This window comes from Williamsia sp. z71, from assembly GCF_059553375.1.
The window spans coordinates 41,047-60,879 of the sequence record NZ_JCANWX010000012.1 but is presented as its reverse complement, the minus strand read 5'-3'; the positions used below and the strand labels follow the sequence as shown (position 1 = coordinate 60,879).

The window sequence follows — 19,833 nt, the reverse complement described above, 5'->3', positions numbered from 1 at the left end:
CGAAAAATTGGTCGCCGCCGACTGCATGGTTCGCTACCTCTCTCTTACAGAGACGATCTCGTCTTGATGCTGGGTGCACAGGTGACAGCCGCGGCCGGCTTCCGCATCGAAACCTTGCCCCGCCAAACTTCTCTGAGTGTCTCTGGTGATGCGATGCTCGTTACATGAGTGCACGAGGTGTCGAGACAATCCCGTTACGCGAACTCGAAATTGGTGATGTGGTGCTGTTCGACCAACCTATGCCCGAGCGAGGGCATCAGGCCGTGCGTATCGAGAGCCAGACGGTCCAACCTGGAACACCCAAAGCGAGTGTTGGAACAGTCACGCTCTACGGGCCGATCATCGACCTACCGGCGGTGGGCGGCTACTCCTTCGAAGGAGCCATATCCTCGGAAATCACCATGGTCGGACCGATTTTCGTGACAAGGCTCGTTCCATCCGACCGTGTGGCCGAGTATATGGAACGCCTGCTCAGCTCATGGGGCGATTCGCTCACCTTCCAGTTGGGCGGCACCGACGATTCCCCGGAGCGGCGCTGCGAACACAGGAGGGATCCGCACTGCGCGATCTACTTCCGCCCCGCTCGAAGATGACTGCTGCCCGCCCAGGCGGGCTCGAGCAGCTAGGACAGCTACCGGAGACGGGATGGCGTCCGATCGCTTCGATGTCGGCGCCGGTGCGGCCAGACGTCGCAATCACCACGCTGGCGGCGCCGCACCCAGACGCTTCCGAGGCGTGGCAACTCGTATCGCTGGTTCGCCATCAGAACCAAGACACATGGTCTTGCAGGATCGTCGACTCACCACTGACGGCCGTACCCGCGAAGGCGGCCCGTCGCGCCGGACTGACGCTGTCTTGGCCTGCGCAGCAGAGCGTCACCCGAGGTGTCACCCCGGCGTTGCAGCTCACCATCACCAACACCGCTGCGGCACCCATGGGTCAATGTCGCAGGCGACCACGGGTGGTCCTACGCCTGGATACTCGATGCACAGAGTGCACGCATTATCGGCAGCGGTATGCACTCATCCGTACACTCGCTCAACTACCTTCGCGCCTCGACCCAGGACAAAGCGTCACCGTCGCGGACGTCGACATACTCACACCCAATGCGGACCGACTCGAACCGGGTGACTACGGCCTCGAAGGACTCGTGCCGTCGATCGGTCTGTCAACATCCGACAACGGGTACATAAATATCACTGCGTGAGCCTCCCAAGCCATTCCGCTCATCGGCGCACTTTGTCGCTGTGGTAGCTCTCAGCTAGCGCTAGTGACCCTCGATTCCTGCTAGTGGGCGTGGCGGCCGATCTGAAAATAGCTGCGACCGCTGGTCACGATGGCCGAATGGACTCGGCCAGGTTTCCTGACTCCACGAAGTTAGACCAGTGCGGAACCCTTTGATGTGCCTGCCCGACGACTATCAGGTGGCTTCGATGTTGTTAGCTCGGTAGTTGTAACCGTCCTGGCCTCGGCTCTCGAAGTTGAACGTTACTTTTTGCCCAGGGATCAGTGTTCGAAATCCGGTTCCGACTACCTCGCTGAAGTGGGCCCACGCACCACCTGGTGTGTCTACCGAATCTAGAACGCCCCAACCTTCCTCACCTTCCCAGCGACGGACCGTTCCTGACGTACTCGGCAGGGTTGGTGAAGGTGAGGACGCCCAATCCTGTTCCTCGAAGACGACTTCGAGCATCGTAGTCAACCCATCTGGTCCGGGTGGTCCGGAACTGTCCCAAGCACCGCTTGAGTATGCCCGGTTCGTTGGCTCTGTTGGTGGCTTCGATTCTGGCGGCCAGACTGTGGTGACCACGTAGTTGCAGCCGTTGACCGGTTGGTTGGTTTTAGCCCAGTTGAACGTCACGACCGTCCCTGGCCGCAGTCCCACGCGAGGTAGACCGCCGCCAAGGTCGGCGACCCCCTGCACCCTGACCGCCGAACTTTGTGCGGATGCCCCACCCGGGGTGTCGGCGCTGTCGACTACTCCCCATCCGTGTTCGTGGTGCCACTCACGTACTGTTCCCGTGCTCGCCATCACCCGACCGTAGCTGGGCTCGAGGAGATGCGTCGAGGACAATCGAGATGACACGGGAATCCCGGACTGCTGCGGTGGCTTTCGTCTTCGTCGCCTACATCGAGGACGAGGCTTTAAGGACTCAGGGGTACATGTATTCGATACTATGTGATGGATGCGGGTCGTAGGCGGGAAGGTCCACGGCCCGCATTCAACTTTTGACATCCTGCCGCGACTTCTGACGACCCGGCCTTGCTCTTGGCGACAGGGAAGTTGACCTAGTGGCTACCTGCGTAGAAATGAAGAAGCGGCAGCGGTTGTCGCTGAACGGATCGTTCAGTCCGATCATTCGGCGCAGGCCCACTACGCCTACCACAAAGGCACGCCGGTCAACTTCTTCACATGTGTGTTGACCTGGCCACCGGTCTTGGCGACGATTCGTTGGACCAACGTGTAGTAGTCGTGGACCTGCATATAGGTCACATCGGCGTCAGCATACCCGCGGTGAGCGATTGCCCCCCGGAGTTCGACGAAGGCTGTGAGTTGTTGGCGTGCCTCGTCCGGTGTCATGAGGTTTTTCGCGGGCTGCCGTGGCTTGCGCACCTTCCACGTCTCGGAGATCCGTGGGATTCCTAGCGCCTTGTTGAACAAGTCGTCGATCTGCGGAGGCTTAGGGGTGTTGAACCTCCCGTTCCGTGACTTGGTGTAAGCCACCAGCCGTGCGGTGAGGGCGTCACGCCATCCGTCGCCAGCGAGATTCCATACCGCCAACTCGTCTTTATCGTCTTTGAGTTCTCGCGCGAGATCTTGGCGTAGCTTCTTCGGAAGATCTTCAAAGTCGTTGACATGCAGGATGAGGTGCTCCAACCCCTCGGCGGCGATGTCCTCGCAGTACGCCTCCCAGAACGCCGTGACCAGCACGATGGCGGCCTTGTGGACTGCCTGGTCGGTGTCAGGACCATTGGCGTTCTCGCGCGCGATCTCCAACAGTCTCTTGACATCTTTGCTGTTGTCGCGGAACGCCTGCGACGATCGCGATGTCATGGCTCTATCCTATGGCGCCAGTCTCATCTGCCCTGTCACTATTCTCATGTGGTGTCATCCGACAGACACGCTTGGTAGTTGTTAGATGGGCCGGAAGAGGGCTTTGGCCGCGGCTGCTATCGCAGGATGGTCAAGATATTCCACTTCGATGAGCTCAGGGCGAACCCAGCTTGCGAGGATCGTCCAGGCTGGGCGGTGGAAGGACCACCACTGAAGGGCTTGCCGCTGCTGTCCAATCCGCTAACTGAGTTGCAGCTCAGGGCGGGCGGGCAGCACCGGATGTATCTCAGGCAACATAAGTTCCCGATCTCATTGCGAGGCTATCTAGCCAACCTTCGGCACGTGACTTCCATCCGCAGCTTTACGTTCTAGGATGTTGACTGCCCATCCTGCGAGCGCGTTACTGATCGATAGATGTCGGTACCCAGTCGACTCGTCGACGTACTGCTCTGCCAGGAACGTGCCTGTTGTGCTCTCGACACGAAACGTCGTCCCGGCAATCGATACCTGGAAATTGGGTGTAGTCAACGCTTCTCGTATGTCAAGGTAGGACCTATTCCTGCCGTACTGTGAGTACTCCCAAATTTGCCCGTCTGGGGTGAGGAGTTGCAAATTACTGAGCGAGCGATTCTTTGGTGATTCCGCAAGGCTGTAGCTCGTCCATAGCGGAAATCCGAGAGGCGAGACGATAGCCGGTGTGCGCCAGCTCAATCGCGGGCTGATTGTGTGCGTCGTCGCGGTCAGCCGGGCGGCGAGGTGGCCGGCTAGCTCGCGCAGTGCCACTTCCAGCTCGTCGGCCGCTTTCTGTCCGCGTCGACGGTGCACATCCTCGGTTTGCGCGGATCTGGCGTCGGCTGCTGTCCGCGCGGCGAGTTGCCGCCCGAGTTCTTCTTCGAAAGAAGTCATCCGATGACCCTAAGCCAGTATGTGCGCGAAAGGCATGGGAGACGAACGCTTTCATACGTTTGAACTCGTTCTTCTTGCATGCCGACAACATGGATCACGTCAACTAAACTTGACACAGGCCCTGATGGGAGGCGTGCCGCGCGCTGACAGAGGTTTGTCACCAGCCGACACACTTGGTCCAAAGATCGGCGACGTTCCCACGCATCGTCCGCAACGTCTACATAATCCACATGCTGTTGCCGTCCGCACTGCGTGATAGATACTGCGTATGCAATACATCACCACCCCGCGTGAAGCGGAACTACACGCGGCGGTTTGTATGCGCCGACTGCTTGGCTTTCACGATGCCGCCGTCACCCCGGTAGGGCCCGATGCAGGCATCGACCTGACTTCATCCCGAGCCATTGCCCAGGTCAAGCAGGAAGCCGCACAGACAGGCCGGCCAGCACTGCAACGCTTGTATGGCGCTCGCGGTGGTAAAACGCACCTTCAGATGGTGTTCTTCAGCGCAACGGGATACACCCATCACGCCCTTGAATACGCATCCGAAGCCGGTATCGCATTGTTCACCTACGACGTCCTCGGAAACCTGACGGCGAAGAATAGCCCCGCAACCCGCTTGCTCAACCGTGCCCCCGACACATCACCCAAGCTAGGGGCCTCGCACGTCCAACCGCCGCCGAACCCTGCGCTCGAGAAACTGGAAAGGAAAGTTGCGGCGTCCGACAAGAGGTGGCAATTAACCGGATGGGTGGGTTTCATCCTCACGACCGCAATGTGTCTGTGGCCGGTTGCACCCACCTCTATGCTTAGCGTCGTATTCTTTCTCAGTGGATTTTTGGGAATTTTCATTCTCTTCCTCTGGTGGGGAACCAAAAGTGTTCGCGAAGAGGAAAGACGGCGCGTGGCGAAGATGCGCCGAAAGAGTTGACCAATCGGTGGCCCGAAGATCCACCGCCTGGGCCAACTGGCAAGCCACCAGCGCGAACCTTTGGCCAATCCCGACAGCTGCCGTGTCGGTTGCCTACAAATACCCCTTGCCGGGTGGAGTAACTCCGGGCCGATATGTCGCTTAGGCAAGGACCTACGCGCGAGGGTAAGTGTTCCAAAACGGTGGCTTTCAGAAACGAGCAGATTCAGGGAACCAACTAAAAGTGTGCCGGCGTCTTACCTAGATGCAAGAACTTCCTGACATCGCCCGCCAAGCGATTGCCGCCGCAATGACCTCGTGCAGTGGGATCAGGAGTATCAACGGTCGGCCGATCCGGGCCAACCGATCTCGCTTGGAGACTTATCGGTTCGCAGCCCACGCCACGAAGGGTGACGTAGTCGATGTCAGCTCCGGTCCAAAAGTGCGCTGCTGTGTCCGGTCGAAAAATGAGCAGGTTACGGGTTTGAGTTTGCCTCACGGTCGGCGTCGCCGACCAACCTTTGCCTGTGCCCAATGCGTTGCGTGCTACAGAGCGAGGGGAGCGGCCACTAGGGTCCCTGCAGCACAAAGGGAGTAGTGGACACGGCTGCACCGGAGGTCGACACAGAACGATCGGCGTTACCCGAAAACCCGGTTTGTAGTCTCGCGGCCATGAAACACACAGCACTATCAGTGGTCCGCGCCGTACCGTTCGGCGCCATCGTGGTTCTGGTGATGTGGCTGGTACACGCCGGTGACCACACACCACCAGGGCTCACGCTTATCGGCGGCGGGGGAGTCGGCACGGCTCTCGCCGTCGTCATCCTGGGCAGTCCGTGGCCGCCGAAGCCGAAGCGCTCTGCCGGTTCCAAGTTCGCGGTCCCCGCTGTTCACGAAGATCTGCGACCAGAACAAGCCACGCGCGGCGCACTGCCGCGCCACCAGCGGCCTGGCCGCGAGAACAGCTGTCTCACTCGGCCCGTCTAGGTGGGGCTCCGAAAGGTCGGGTCCACCGTTCGCCTTCCTCGTCCTCGAATGCGATGTCGGCCTGCACCTGCCCGTCAACGTCCCCTTCGACAAGGAATAACACCTCGGCGTGGTGTTCCGCGGTCAGGACTCCAGGAAACGAGTCGGCCATGCTGGCCTTCGCTTGTGCGATCACTGATTGCATTTGGGGAGAGGAAGAAATGTGGCTCGCCATCATGGGGCCGTAGGAGCCCATGCCGGACAATCCGCCGGGAGCCATTCCATACATGCCGGGGAGCATCTGCGCCTGAGCCCCGATAGCTCCCAGTCCGCCCTGCAGTGTTTGAGATAGCACCTTTTCGAACAGCTGGGCAAGCGGCAAACGGTCTTTGGCGGGCTGGCAGGGGACCGGTGTACGGCGGCCTGAGTCATCGGTGACGTATACATCGACTTCGAGGTCGGTGATCGGCCCAGGTGTGCCGTTGTTCACCTTGACGGTCCACAGGTTCTCGGCGAGAGGGTTCTTCTCCACCGATACCGTCACTGCGCGGACTCGGCCGCCGTTGCCGCCTGGTCTCGCGGACCCGTAGTTCGTCGTGATTTGGGTGATGTTGTCTCGGCCAGCCTCTACATGCTGCTGCGACGAAGTGAGGTGTTGTTGCGCGTTGGCAGGATCGCCGTTTATCGCCGCGCTTGGGAAGGGTGGCGGCTCCTGAAGTGAACGAGCCTTGACGCCGCTGATGGTCAGCGACCCGCCGGCGGCAATGTCTTCGGCGGTAACTCCGCTGCCGCCGTCCATCACAACGTCAGACACCGAGATATCGCCGCTGGCAGCTACGCGAGTCAATCGCACACCGACCGTCTCTGCAGCCTGGGGGGAATGCTCGCTTACGGTACGTAACAACTCCTGCGCTAGTGCCTGCAACTCCCCGTCGTCGGCGGCGCCGGCCAGTGCGAGCTTCTTGGCGAGCAGCTGACGCCGAAGCTCTTCATCCGGCTCAGACTCGAGGCCTTCGACCTCGGTCACCGTTCCGCCGTAGCGGTCGACTATGTACCTTTTCAGTGCGGTGTATGAATCTACGACAACGCTCATAGCGGACTCACGGGCACCCTCGGACGCTCCAAGCGCGACTGCGGCCGCAACCAGAGTGAGTGGATCCATCGCCTACCTCCTGGCTTCAGGGGATGTTCTCCCCGAAACGAAGACTATCGGCACGCTCCGACACGCGAGGTCCGCACATGCGGGACCCGTTGTTCAGATTCGCCCAGGCTCGCCAGTACCTGATTGGGGTTGCATTCTGTCACCGGTGACGAAATCGGTTGTGCAGCAACAATGATAGATACGGGCTCCGATCAACTCCGGACTATCTGCGCGAGGGCCGCCCGCAAACTCCCGGATTGCTTGTCACTCAGGCGGAATTGCGAACATGCTGACCGGAAGTTTCAGGACCCAACGGCATCCACCAGGAACCCCAGCGTCGATTCGTCGCGGGTCAACCGCGACCGAGTAGCTGTCATCGCTCCAAAGTTCGATGATCGCCCGACACTGTCGGGTGTCTTGCGACAAACACGAGATCCTTGTCGGTGGCACCGGTTACTGTTCAACTATGAGTGGATGCACAGCGCCGCGGCATGGCCATCGGACAGCGAGTGGTCGCGCAGCTTGCCCTGTGCACGGAGGCCGCGGGGGTTATGGGTCCTACTCTCGCCCTTCGTACTCCCCACCGCCGGTCTCCCCGGCGCAGAGCACGAGCAATGGGCGAGGATCTGGCGGGAGCGCTCGGCCAAACTGGTCGTCGAGTAGCTCTTCCGCGACCTACACGCCTGCCGAAGTGCGGGCGCTCACACCCGTTCGCCGCGAGGTTGAAGCACGAGCGTGTGCCTACCCCGACCTGCGCGATGTTTTCCTGTGCCATGCCTGGGATGACCGGCGGGGCGCGGCCAAGGAGCTTCACGATCTGCTCGAGTTGAACGAAGTATCGGTCTGGTTCAGTGAGAAGGATGTCGCGCTCGGCGTGCCGTTACTCCGCACCATCGATAAGGGCCTTGCAAAGTCGCGCGCCGGTATTGTGCTGGTCACACCTGCACTTCTTGCTCGCCTGGCTTCGGAGGGGATCGCTGACAAGGAGCTCTCGGAGCTCTTGGCACGCGACCAGCTCATCCCCATCGTGCACCAAACCACATACGAGGAGCTCCGGGAGATCAGCCCCTTGCTTGGCTCGCGCAGCGGCCTGAATACTGCCGACGATTCAATGGCAGACATCGCGGTCAAGATTGCGGAACTGGTCAACGTGACCGACCTACTCGACGCGTAAGCACTTGCTCGAAATCGGACCCGACCGGGCCGAGACAGCACGGTGTTCTGTCCAACCACCCGTACCAGCGATGGATTCTCGTTGATTCCGACTGGGCCAATACAAACTGAACCGAACGTACCTGCGGCGAAACATGTAGGTGCCTACGTGTCATTGCTCCCAAATGTGTTGTCATCCGATACCGATTGGAGGCGTAACCCGAGCGTCAAGAGCATGCTCGTGCTCGAACAACCATCGACGGCGAACGGTGGCGCGCCTGGTGATAGCGCGCGCCACCCCCCTTTGATCTAGCGCCTTCGTCGTCGTGGCGAGGGCAATGAGAGCGCGAGAGTCGCCGGCCCCCTAAGAGCACGTAATATCTCGGCTCTGTCCTTCGGCTTAGTGCCACGGAGTGTAATTGCGATGAGAATCGTCCGAGCAACGACCTGAATAGTCGCAATCGTCAGCAGAAACAAAACTGTTGAGGTGGGAATATCGAGCATGGTCGGTCCTTTGCGCACATTGGACTGACCAAGCACCGGTCTGCGGTCCCACCCTGACCAGCACGAGTGCTGGTTTTCCAGGCTTGGCGGAATCGATACTACCGGATAGGTTGCAACGGATGTTGGAGCCGCGACTAGGTTCCTCCGCAACCCGCAACGCGCAACCCGCCACCCCCAAAGACCAGGTGGGTCGCGGAGTAGTGATTGTGAGTATTCAGACGCCGCCCGGGTGACAGGGCGTGGAATTTTTGTGTGGACCCCGGCGAGCTTCACTCCATGCACGTGTAGATTCAAGGCACGTTTCATCACTTGTAACGAAATGTATTGCAGCGCAATTGGTTACGCCGATAACATAGATTACGTCGGTTGTGGACTCTGCATTGCTTGCAGGGGGTCGCTGTGCGGTCTCGGTGGGTAGAGGACCCCAGCGGCAACGACTGTGACCGTCGGTACCGCAACCCACACGGTGGCCTCGCGCGTTGCACCGCCCAGGATGGCGAAGGCGATCGCGATCTCCAACCCGATGAGGCCGCCGGCCACCAACCCGAATGCCATCCTGAGCACTCGATTTCGTCGGCGCCAGCTGGCCAGATCCGGCGCGAGAGCTCGTAGCGACACTGATCCAAGAGACCACAGCGTCAACGCAGCGAGAGCCCCGGCAGGCAGCGCCATGAAAGCCCCCATAGCGGCACCGGGAACGGTGGTGGTCAGCTCGCCGCCCAAGACCGCGCCGGCAACAGCCGCAGTCGCCAGCGACAGACCCCAGACCGCATGAGTCCATCGCGGCGACAACTCGACCGCTACGTAACCGCTCGCACTCATGAACTCACACTAGTCATGGGCCAGGCGCTTCGACGGTTGCGCGGCAGATGCGTTCCAGCGACGCGCTGGCGCAAAAAGAGGGCTCGTTCAAGGCTGCCGGCGTGAGCGCGGACCTAAATGGGGTTACATATCGTCACTGGTGACAAAAGTGGTTGTTAGACAAGGTATTACGCCGATAATAGATATTCCGTCAAGTAGCGGCTACGACGGCGGGCGGCTGCCCTACTTGGGGGTCAACTCTCATACCGGATGGCAACTACGTGAGACTTTGACAGCCTGATTGAGACTCGGTGACGTGAGATGTCGAATGCCCCGGCGTGGGCATACGCCGTCCTAAGTCTCGCTGTGGCTGTCGCCTGCGCTGGCCGTGAGCGTTAAACCGGCGTCCTTCAGCCGCTGTCGGCGGGTAGGGCTTCTGTGTAGTCCGGGTCTGTCGCCGCTCTCGAGACCTCTAGCGATGAGCGCCGGAGCCCGAACATCCGGGTGTTCCAGAGATTCCTTGGATACAAGCCGGGCGATGACGCTTCAATCTGCAGGCACATTTATGGCGGGCGATCTCGGCGGAGCTACGGCTTAATCAACGCCGTTGCCGAGCAAGCTGCGTACCCACTGCGTACCGGGGTTGCATGTGTATGCATATACCACTCTGACCTGCACATTTGTGCCCCCAGTGGGATTCGAACCCACACTTGACGGATTTTAAGATTGCCGCTCTGGGCGTTTGCGATGTTGTGGCGTTGTTGGAGATTTTTGAGTCATATAGCGCCAGAATGTGTTTCGCGTTTGCAGGCGTTGGTGAGGGAGACCCAGGCGCGGTCGTGCTGCGTACCCTCTGCGTACCCGCACTGACTATCGTGCTGACATTGCAGACCCAAGGAGTTCATCCCGGCCGCTTACGAGCTGATACTGAGTGGTCGGCTATTCGGTCCACCGCGATGGCGTGGATCGCCGAGTTCAAGACCTGTCACCGTCTTGGGATAGTCGGTTGCGACTGGAGTCGGCCCGAGGCAAATCTGCACGGGCGCGTTGCCGTTGACGGTGGTGAACGGCGATTCGCTCGGAAGCCGGGCCAGATGAGCTGCTGGGATGATTTGGCCGACGGTAACCGGACCGAGCCGAAGGTGGTGGTGAAGTCGAGTCACGGTTGTCGAGCGCGCTTGGGTTCATTCGGTGATCGAAGAGCTGCTCGTTGCACCGCCGCAGATCGCTGACGAGCTCCAGACCGATTGCCGGCCGTATCTTGTCGGTGTCTGTCGGGGGGGGGGTGAATTCCGTAGTTAGCCGGTCGCCTTCTCCGCGCTGAGATCGCATGCGCCGCCGCCGGGCATGAATTGCCGGAAGATCGCGTGGAGCTTATTGAATACGCCGCTCGCCACCGCTTTAGTGTCGACGAGATCGTCGATCTAGGATTACGACGGAACGCGCAACTGATCAAAGATTGACGCAGTGGTCGTTAGCAGGGACGCGGCGACTGACAAATCATTGAAGGAGAAGGTATTGAGCAGCTTGAGTGAGTCCTCGGCGTCGCAAGAGCGCGGACATGGCGCTATTGCCACGCCACTGGTCGTCGACGGGATGATTGGGCTCCGAGAGTCGGTAGGATCGATTCTCGGTCCGACGCAATGGCTTACGATAGACCAGACTCGGATCGACGGCTTCGCTGAAACGACCGGTGACAATCAATGGATCCACGTCGATCCTGTGCGAGCCCGCGATTCAGCATTTGGCACCACGATCGCGCACGGCTATCTAACGTTGTCGCTCTGTAACTTGTTCCTACCTCAGCTGATCGAAGTTCAGAACGTGAGCATGGGCATCAATTACGGTGTCAACAAGGCTCGCTTTCCAGCCCCAGTCAAGGTGGGTTCCCGGATTCGCGGGCGAGGCGAGGTGACTTCCTGCGAGGACGTTCACGGAGGAGTGCAGGTCACCATACGGATCACTGCGGAAATCGAAGGCGAGGACAAGCCGGCGTGTGTGGTTGAGACGCTCAACCGGTGGTTGTCGTAACGTACGGTCCTCGATTGACCGGCGAGTGGTCACGAACCGTCCGCTCATGTGCACGCGGGATATCGTAGCCATTGGATTTGCACTGTAGAGAATCCCGGCGCTTGATGTCGCTGAGTTCTCGTTCAGAGCGTTGCCTGTTACTTGCTTTGCCCTGGCGCAGTGACCGAGTGAGCAGCCCAGGGTATAGGTCGCCCGCCAGTGCTGCCCTGAACCTAAATGGGGTTGTTGCAGGCGTCGCTGATCTGTTGTTCGGCGAACATGAGGACCTCATGGGCGCCCCGAGTCCATGATCAACATGGCTGTGTGCAGTGAAGTGCGGGATTCGGCGTTGTCCAGGTCGGCATCGAGTATGCGCCCGATGATTCCCAGCCGGGTGTAGAGCGTGGGCCGCGAGATGCCGAGTACTCGAGCCAGTTCGGTTTTGTTTCCGCCGAGGTTGAGGAAATTTCGCAAGAGGTTGTAGTTTTCATCTCCGTGACGAGCGCGGTCGTTGAGGATGCCTCGGAGTTCCGTCTCAGCGAAGGTTTGCACTCTTGGATCCTGGCGGAGTACTGCCAGCAGTCCTCGCAGTCGGATATCAGTCGCGCGATAGAACACCTTCGCATCCGGTGGAAGCGACAACGCAACCTCCGCGATATGAGAGGAATCGTCGAGAGCGTGTGCGGCGTCGAGGAGACGGCTCGATTCCGGCCCGACGCCTACGACGCATCTTGTAACACCATCCAACCGTTCCAGATCCGATTTGATGGTGGAGCAGACATAGGACAGTGGCGCAACTGATGGGACGGTGGACGTGTGCGCCAAGACCACATCGATCTGGCCTGGACGAGGATTGGTGTGCAGTGCGGTCTGACGGCAGGTGGCCACCGCGTGACGGATGGCGCTGAGGAGGAGGACCTGACGGCGTTGATCGGCAACCTGATCTGCCCGTGCGGTGCCTTCGATCCTGATGGTCAGTGGCACATAAACCGGCGCTGGACGAAGTCCGAGCGCATGCGCACGTGTCGTGGCTTCGGCCTCGCTGGTGATTCGTCCGCGCCGCAGTTCATCGACCAGTCCGCTCTGTGCCTGTTGTTCCAACGTGGTCCGGTCCTGCTCGACCATGCGGTGCAGTGCTAGCGCTTGCGCGGCCCGCTCTAAGGTCATTCGCAAACGGCTGTCGTCGGTGGGCGTGCGGCCGGCGGGTGATGGGCATACGAGGCGACCCCACTCCTGTCGGTGCGGACCCACCGACGTTGTTCCCCAGATTTCGGAGTCGGGTGTCGACCGCTTGCCCGCGGACGTGAGCCGGGACCGACGTTCCCAATCCGCGAGAAGTGTCGTTGTGGTCTGCCCGCGCGCTGCAAACGCCAGGACCTGACGATTGAGATCCTCTAAAACCATTGGCGTGTCGAGTATCTCCGCGGCGGCTTCAACGATGTCGGTCAAGGACGCCCGCTGCATGCTGAGCGCTGTGAAGACCTCGTGGACGTGTCTGGCAAAGGCAACTTCTGTGTATTGCTCCGTGACGATCGATCGGTGTACTTCTTCGGTGACCTCGACGAAGCGCACGAGTCGGTTCAAGACGATGATTGGAAAGTCAGCGGCCCTCGCGGCAGCTGTCAGCTGTGGGTCAATTGAATTGATGTGGGTTCCCAATTCGATGATCAAGCCCACGGCTCCGGCAGCGATCAGACCACGGAGGTAGCCGAGCCCAGCATCTGATCCGGTCAACGGTTGCCCGGTACTCAGGACAAGTTCGCCGCCTTGTAGAAGGTCAGAGACGTCGGCGACATCAGACACATGCACCCAACGAACCGGTTGATCGAGACTTTGACCGGCGATCACATCGGGCTCGCCCGCCTGCACGATCGGGAGGGCAAGAATCCGAGCAATGGTTGGCAGCATTTACAGAGTGTAAAATCATGCGCACAAAACTGTACATACCGTAGGGCTGTTCGGTGGGAGTCCTGCATCAGAGTAGAAGTGCGGAGACATCTGGTCGCCGCCCACACATTGAATGACATGTTCGTGGACACCCCACTTTTCTCGAGGATGACGCATGACACTCACTGACGGTGCCTTCCGGCTCGAAACCATCTCGCACTGGGCTGACGGGAAATCGTTCTCCGGCCCGGGCCTCGGCACATCGCCGGTGACAAACCCGGCAACCGGTTCCGTTTCCGGCCACGTTTCGCTGGCCACTGTTGACGAGGCGCGGACGGTCATCGAGTCGGCGCGAGCGGCATTCCCCGGGTGGCGTGACACGTCGCTCGCCAAGCGCACCCACATTCTCTTCGCGTTTCGCGAACTGCTGAATGCCCGCAAGGGTGAGCTCGCCGAGATCATCACCGCCGAGCACGGAAAAGTTGTCTCGGACGCGCTCGGCGAGGTCTCCCGCGGCCAAGAGGTAGTCGAATTCGCCTGCGGGATAGCCCATCTCCTCAAGGGCGGCATGACCGAAAATGCGTCGACAAACGTCGATGTCCACTCGGTCCGCCAGCCCCTCGGGCCGGTTGCGATCATTTCGCCGTTCAACTTTCCGGCAATGGTCCCGATGTGGTTCTTCCCACTTGCGATCGCTGCGGGTAATACGGTCGTGCTGAAGCCTTCCGAAAAGGTTCCGAGCGCAGCTTTGTGGATGGCTGAACTATGGGCGGAGGCCGGCCTGCCTGCCGGAGTCTTCAACGTGCTGCAAGGCGACAAGGTCGCCGTAGATGAACTGCTCACCAATCCGGCGATCAAGTCTGTGTCTTTCGTCGGCTCAACCCCGATTGCGCAGTACGTTTACGCCACCGGGACAGCCAACGGCAAGAGGGTGCAGGCCCTCGGCGGCGCAAAGAACCACGCCATCGTGTTGCCCGACGCGGACCTCGACTTGGCCGCTGACGCGATGGTGAATGCCGGATTCGGGTCAGCTGGTGAGCGGTGCATGGCGATCTCAGCACTGGTTGCCGTCGGTGATATCGCCGACACACTGGTGGAGAAAATCGCCGCGCGGACCAAGACACTCAAGGTAGGGGACGGGACGCGCGACGCCGACATGGGACCGCTGGTGACCAAAGTCCATCGCGATAGGGTGGCCTCCTACGTTGATGCCGGCGAAGCGGACGGCGCAACCGTTGTGGTTGACGGTCGTGGGGCCGACGTCGACGGTGGCGCCGACGGCTTCTGGCTCGGGCCTACGCTGCTCGACAATGTGACCACCGACATGAGCGTCTACACCGATGAGATCTTTGGTCCCGTTCTGTCAGTGATCCGGGTCGAGACATACGAACAGGCGTTACAGCTGATCAACGCGTGCCCGTTTGGCAACGGAACGGCAATCTTCACCAACGACGGTGGCGCTGCGCGACGCTTCCAGAACGAGGTCGAGGTAGGCATGGTAGGGATCAACGTCCCGATTCCGGTTCCGACCGCCTACTACTCCTTTGGCGGATGGAAGAACTCGCTGTTCGGCGACACGCACGCACACGGCACCGAGGGCGTCAACTTCTTCACTCGAGGAAAGGTAGTCACCAGCCGTTGGCTCGACCCGAGCCATGGTGGTATCAATCTCGGCTTCCCCCAGAACAATTGATCTGCAAACCGGAACCACTCGAATCAAAGAAGGACAACGATTCATGGCTACACCTGTAGGAGTCGATCTGCCCAATGGGCTGACCGTCGCGGAAGCCCGTAAAGAGGCGGATACCGCGTACGCACTCGATCGTGCGCACGTTTTCCATTCATGGTCAGCCCAAGGGCAAATCAGCCCGATGACCGTCACGGCCTCGGCCGGATCTTATGTTTGGGACGGCGAGGGCAACCGCCTACTCGACTTCTCGTCGCAGCTCGTAAATACCAACATCGGTCACCAGCACCCCAAAGTTGTTGCAGCGATCCAGAAGCAAGCGGAGAAACTTTGCACCGTCGCGCCTCAGCACGCCAATGATGCCCGATCGGAGGCCGCCCGGCTGATCGCCGAGCGGACTCCGGGCGACCTCAATCGGGTTTTCTTCACCAACGGCGGCGCTGATGCGATCGAGCATGCGGTGCGGATGGCGCGTTTGCATACCGGACGCTACAAGGTGTTGTCGCGGTACCGCTCCTACCACGGTGGTAGCGACACGGCGATCAACCTGACCGGCGATCCGCGCCGGTGGTCCAACGATTACGGCACCAGCGGTGTGGTGCATTTCAATGGGCCATTTCTCTACCGCTCGGCATTTCATTCTGCCGATGAAGAGCAGGAAACCCAGCGGGCACTCGAGCACCTCGATCACTTGATCAGGATGGAAGGGCCGCAGGCCTTCGCCGCTATCGTGCTCGAATCGGTTCCCGGTACGGCCGGGATCATGGTGCCGCCGCCGGGCTACCTTGCCGGAGTCCGGGAAATCTGTGACCGCTACGGCATCGTCTTCATCGCCGATGAGGTGATGGCGGGATTCGGGCGGACCGGTAAGTGGTTTGCAATCGAGCATGCCGGAGTCGTCCCTGACCTCATCACATTCGCCAAGGGCGTCAACTCGGGATATGTCCCGCTGGGCGGAGTGGCGATCAGCGAGACGATCGCTGCGACGTTCGCAGACCGACCCTACCCAGGCGGTCTGACGTACTCGGGGCATCCGCTGGCCACCGCTGCAGTAGTGGCAACCATCAATGCCATGACCGATGAGGGGATCGTCGACAACGCGGAGAGAATCGGTAGGGAGGTCCTCGGACCGGGACTGCGTTCGCTTGCCGAACGACACCCATCGATCGGCGAGGTTCGCGGGCTCGGCGTGTTTTGGGCAATCGAGTTGGTCAAAGACCCGATTACCAGGGAACCGCTGGCTCCGTACGGGGGCTCGAGTTCGGCGATGAATGAGGTCATTGCGGCGTGCAAGCTGGGTGGCTTGCTCCCGTTTGCTAACTTCAACCGAATCCACGCCGTGCCGCCGTGCACGGTGTCCGATACCGAAGTGCTAGAGGGGCTTGAGATTCTCGATACGGCCTTGAATCGCGCGGACGCTGCAATGGTCTGATAAGTCTTGCAAGACCTTTCGCAACAACAGGAGGTCGTCGGCAAGCTTTGTGCTTCCGACGACCTCCCGCTCTGTGTCGGCAGCGCCCCAGTTCGTCGACCTGCCCAGGCTGCGGGTGGTACAAGCTCCAAGCTTCAGGTGTAACGCTTGACACATGACACAGACCGCCTTAGGTTTTGTGTCGAACGATCGATCGGTAGATGGATCGGTGAGACGAGGAAGAGGGTGTTCTGGGATGGATAACGGCGCGGATGCGGTCGTCATCGGAGGTGGATTTGCCGGGGTTGTCGCGGCGCGAGAATTGGCCCACCGCGGGTGGCGGGTGCTCGTTGTCGAGGCCCGGGATCGCCTCGCCGGTCGCACGTGGACGATGGACTGGTTTGGGCATAAAATCGAACTGGGTGGGACATGGGTCCATTGGTGGCAACCGCATGTGTTTGCCGAGATGAGTCGATACGGGCTCGGGGTCGTGCGACTGCCGGATCCTGCATGTGGTGTGTGGCTTGATCATGCCGGCAGGCACGTGGTTGCAGAGGAGGATCTCGACGCCCGCATCGCGTCCGCATTCGAAAAGTTCTGGCAGTCAACAAATCTGGAACTGAAAAACGAGCTTCATGATGATGGGTGGGGTGTGGGTTCGGCGACCGGCGTGACCGTCGCAGACATTCTTGCTTTGCCCCAGTTTACCGATGAGGAGCGTGCGCTGGTCGGTGGTGTCTGCGCCACGATGGGCAACGGCCCAAACGACGAAAGCAGCCTCCTCACCACCTATCGTTGGTGGCAGTTGGGCGGTGGGACGATGAAGACCGCAGTGGAGACTCTGGGTTTATATGCGGTTGAAGGCGGGACGGGCGCGCTGCATCAGTCCATCGTGAACGACGGCGCATTCGACGTGAAGCTGTCCGCGCCGGTCCGCAGCATCAGCTATGGGGCCGAGGGTGTTTCGACGACCCTCGAGTCGGGGGAAGTGATCCGATCCAAGGTGGCGATCTCGACGGTGCCCTTGAACGTGATAGGTGATGTCGCGTTCGATCCGCCGCTACCTCCCTCCATCCTTGAGGTCGGCAAGGGAAGCTCCGCGAGAGGGATCAAGGTCGTGCTGGCGGTCGAGCCGCTCGAAAAGCCGCCCTATGCGGTGGCTCCCGATTCGGAAATGTTCAGCGAGGTCGGTTTGTATGCCAGGGCGGAAGATCACGACATCCTGGTCGCGTTCGGGCCTCGTTCAACAGATTTCGACGTCGACCGACGTGAAGACATTGTCCGGGCGCTGCGCGAACTGGTGCCCGAGGCAGTGCTGATCGACTACAAGGTTCATGACTGGACCGCCGACAAGTACTCGCAGGGAACCTGGAACTTTTTGGCCGCAGAGCAGAGTTTCGAGATCATCGCCGAACTCCAAAAGCCGCTTGAGCGTTTGATTCTGGCCGGTGATGCATCCGCACCCGGATGGAACGGATTCATCGATGGTGCCATCCAGAGCGGCTACCGGGCGGCCCGGCAAGCGGTGGAAATGGTTCCTCGTACCGTCTGAACCAGAGTCGGCGTCGCCTCACCTCGCACTCGGGGTGAGGTCGCGGTTAGGTAGCCGATATGCATGTGGGTCTGTCGTGTGACGGCGCCGCCGCGAAGAAGCGGTGGCGCCGTTGCTGTGTCGGCGATCTCGAAGCTCTGTGCGTCAGATTTTCCCGCAAAGTACGTGACGTACGACCGCCTCGTGTTAAATCGCCGAAACGGATCGACCATGGCTATTGCGGGAAGTGGCGTGGCTCACTACGATTGCGTCTGTCGAACGACCGAACGACAGAACGAGCGGACGGATTTGGATGAAGAAATCAGTGGGTGGCAGCAGCTCCTCGGGGGAGGACTTGAGTCGCTACGGATATACACAGGTGTTTACGAGGTCGATAGGTAGCTTCTCGTCCTTTGCTATCGGGTTCTCTGTCTGCGCTGTTATCGCAGGAATCTTTGGCGGGTACGGCGGTGTGCTGACGAGCGCAGGACCGGCCGGTATCTGGATGTGGGTCGTTGCCGCGATCGGGGGCCTTTTCGTCGTTTTCGCGATGGCCACGTGCGCAGCGCGAGTACCCATCAGCGGCATGCTCTATTCGTGGGTGAGCGTAAGTGTCGGGCCGAGGTCCGGTTGGCTCTTCGGCTTCTTGAACGCGGTGGGATTCATTATCGGCGGAGTTTCAGTCAACTACACCTTCGTGAACCAGGCATTCGTTCCATTGTTCGGACTGGATTGGAGTGCGCTCCAATGTCAGATCGCTACGGTGATAGTGCTTGTGGTGCAGGGCTTGATTCTGTTGTTCTCCACGAAGCTCACACTGATTCTCAACTCGATCGGAGTGTCGCTGGAGTTGGCCGGGGTCATTTTGATCAGCGTGATCCTTCTGGTGGCAGTGGCCTTCGGTGTCGACGGGAGTTGGAGCAATATCTTCAGTACGGGCGACATCGATTCCGCCGGCTATTTTTCGTGGAATGGGCCGCTCATGATGGCCCTCCTACTGCCGTTTTACACACTCGTCGGTTTTGAAGCGGTGGCGAGCCTGTCTGAAGAGACTCATCGGCCGGCGCAGGTCGTACCGAGAGCGATGATCCGGGCCGTGGTGGTCTCATCAAGTCTCGGGTTTGTTTTCCTCGTCGCTGTAACTGCGGCAATACCGAATATTTCCGAGGCGACCGCATCGAGTACGCCGGTCGCGAGCATCGTGTCCTCAGTTCTGGGCTCGTTCTTCGGGAAGATCGTTCTCGCGCTGGTGTGCATCACCACGTTCTCGGCAGGACTTGTTCTCAACAGCACGGCGAGTCGTCAGATCTTCGCAATGGCCCGAGACGAAGCCGTCATCGGGAGTTCGTTCCTGTCCTGGGTTCCGCGCCGGACGGTCACACCAGTGGGTGCTGCCATCCTCGTGCTCGTCCTGGGCTCCGCGGTGGTTCTCAGCTTCAAAAATGACACATTGTTCAACCTGTTCGCCGCCACAGCGATTCCTATTCCTTTCCTCTATCTCTTCTTGATCGTCATCCTGAAGATCAAAGCGCCCCCGAAGCCGGAAGAGAAGGACGCTTTCTCACTTGGACGATGGGAAACGCCGGTCACCGTGATCGCGATTGTCTGGCTCGTGGTGTCGTGTCAGTTCTTCCTTTTAAGTGGCGAGTTCACTGAGCCGCTGAAAATGATCGGCGTCTATACGGCCGCCGGTCTGTTCCTGTTCGCGATCATGCTGCTCAGGCGGCCACATGTTTTCCGCCGTACAACCGCAACCTCGCAAAATGTGGACTCGGAGGTCGCGCCGGCAGAGCAGATTCAGGAACCAGGTGACTCGGAGCAGCAGACCGAGCCGCATATTCCTTGAACCGAATGACCGGTCTCTGAGTATGC

General features: G+C 60.0%; 15 protein-coding genes. 9 read left to right on the top strand and 6 right to left on the bottom strand.

Translation table 11 applies throughout. The annotated features are described in order from the left end of the window. The first annotated feature begins 164 nt into the window (after nt 1-164). Entirely contained in the window at nt 165-593 is a 429-nt protein-coding gene (locus AC51GR_RS23885) for a hypothetical protein (protein WP_496327147.1), read from the top strand. Between the two features lie 827 nt (nt 594-1,420). Here AC51GR_RS23885 and AC51GR_RS23880 read toward each other — a convergent pair. The 3 genes from AC51GR_RS23880 to AC51GR_RS23870 form a co-directional block, all read right to left on the bottom strand. Beyond that, complete coding sequence (locus AC51GR_RS23880) at nt 1,421-1,693, bottom strand: cold-shock protein (RefSeq protein WP_496327194.1); 273 nt, start codon at nt 1,691-1,693, stop codon at nt 1,421-1,423. 687 nt (nt 1,694-2,380) lie between these two features. Further along, nucleotides 2,381-3,055, bottom strand: a complete 675-nt coding sequence (locus tag AC51GR_RS23875; RefSeq protein ID WP_496327146.1) for a HEPN domain-containing protein — start codon at nt 3,053-3,055, stop codon at nt 2,381-2,383. 324 nt (nt 3,056-3,379) lie between these two features. Next, nucleotides 3,380-3,961: a hypothetical protein gene (locus tag AC51GR_RS23870; RefSeq protein WP_496327145.1), complete on the bottom strand. Its 582-nt coding sequence runs from the start codon at nt 3,959-3,961 to the stop codon at nt 3,380-3,382. A gap of 268 nt (nt 3,962-4,229) precedes the next feature. On the opposite strand from AC51GR_RS23870, the gene AC51GR_RS23865 reads away from it, so the two are divergent. Together AC51GR_RS23865 and AC51GR_RS23860 are read left to right on the top strand one after the other, a co-directional pair. After that, entirely contained in the window at nt 4,230-4,892 is a 663-nt protein-coding gene (locus AC51GR_RS23865; RefSeq protein ID WP_496327144.1) for a restriction endonuclease, read from the top strand. A gap of 651 nt (nt 4,893-5,543) precedes the next feature. Continuing rightward, the gene (locus AC51GR_RS23860) at nt 5,544-5,858 is read left to right on the top strand and encodes a hypothetical protein (RefSeq protein ID WP_496327143.1); all 315 of its coding nucleotides are present in this window, start codon (nt 5,544-5,546) and stop codon (nt 5,856-5,858) included. On the opposite strand, the gene AC51GR_RS23855 is transcribed toward AC51GR_RS23860, so the two are convergent. Further along, on the bottom strand, nt 5,842-6,999 hold the full coding sequence (locus tag AC51GR_RS23855; protein ID WP_496327142.1) for a Het-E N-terminal domain-containing protein: 1,158 nt from the start codon (nt 6,997-6,999) through the stop codon (nt 5,842-5,844). The two genes, AC51GR_RS23860 and AC51GR_RS23855, sit on opposite strands and share 17 nt — an antisense overlap. A 670-nt stretch (nt 7,000-7,669) precedes the next feature. Between AC51GR_RS23855 and AC51GR_RS23850 the strand changes: the two genes are divergently transcribed. After that, the gene (locus tag AC51GR_RS23850; RefSeq protein WP_496327141.1) at nt 7,670-8,152 is read left to right on the top strand and encodes a toll/interleukin-1 receptor domain-containing protein; all 483 of its coding nucleotides are present in this window, start codon (nt 7,670-7,672) and stop codon (nt 8,150-8,152) included. A gap of 839 nt (nt 8,153-8,991) precedes the next feature. On the opposite strand, the gene AC51GR_RS23845 is transcribed toward AC51GR_RS23850, so the two are convergent. After that, entirely contained in the window at nt 8,992-9,456 is a 465-nt protein-coding gene (locus AC51GR_RS23845) for a hypothetical protein (RefSeq protein WP_496327140.1), read from the bottom strand. A 1,575-nt stretch (nt 9,457-11,031) separates the two neighbouring features. On the opposite strand from AC51GR_RS23845, the gene AC51GR_RS23840 reads away from it, so the two are divergent. Then, on the top strand, nt 11,032-11,466 hold the full coding sequence (locus tag AC51GR_RS23840) for a MaoC family dehydratase (protein ID WP_496327193.1): 435 nt from the start codon (nt 11,032-11,034) through the stop codon (nt 11,464-11,466). A gap of 267 nt (nt 11,467-11,733) precedes the next feature. Here the strand turns inward: AC51GR_RS23840 and AC51GR_RS23835 are convergent, their stop codons facing one another. Continuing rightward, on the bottom strand, nt 11,734-13,353 hold the full coding sequence (locus AC51GR_RS23835) for a PucR family transcriptional regulator (RefSeq protein WP_496327139.1): 1,620 nt from the start codon (nt 13,351-13,353) through the stop codon (nt 11,734-11,736). A 154-nt stretch (nt 13,354-13,507) separates the two neighbouring features. Between AC51GR_RS23835 and AC51GR_RS23830 the strand changes: the two genes are divergently transcribed. The 4 genes from AC51GR_RS23830 (at nt 13,508) to AC51GR_RS23815 (ending at nt 19,807) form a co-directional block, all read left to right on the top strand. Then, nucleotides 13,508-15,025 (top strand): CoA-acylating methylmalonate-semialdehyde dehydrogenase, encoded by a 1,518-nt coding sequence (locus tag AC51GR_RS23830; RefSeq protein WP_496327138.1) that lies wholly within the window; start codon nt 13,508-13,510, stop codon nt 15,023-15,025. Between the two features lie 43 nt (nt 15,026-15,068). Then, nucleotides 15,069-16,451 carry an aspartate aminotransferase family protein gene (locus tag AC51GR_RS23825; RefSeq protein ID WP_496327137.1) on the top strand — a complete coding sequence of 461 codons (1,383 nt, stop codon included), beginning with the start codon at nt 15,069-15,071 and terminating at the stop codon, nt 16,449-16,451. A gap of 235 nt (nt 16,452-16,686) precedes the next feature. After that, a complete protein-coding gene (locus AC51GR_RS23820) occupies nt 16,687-17,982 on the top strand; it encodes a flavin monoamine oxidase family protein (RefSeq protein ID WP_496327136.1) in 1,296 nt (431 codons plus the stop codon). 292 nt (nt 17,983-18,274) lie between these two features. Further along, on the top strand, nt 18,275-19,807 hold the full coding sequence (locus tag AC51GR_RS23815; RefSeq protein ID WP_496327135.1) for an APC family permease: 1,533 nt from the start codon (nt 18,275-18,277) through the stop codon (nt 19,805-19,807). Nucleotides 19,808-19,833: the final 26 nt, after the last annotated feature.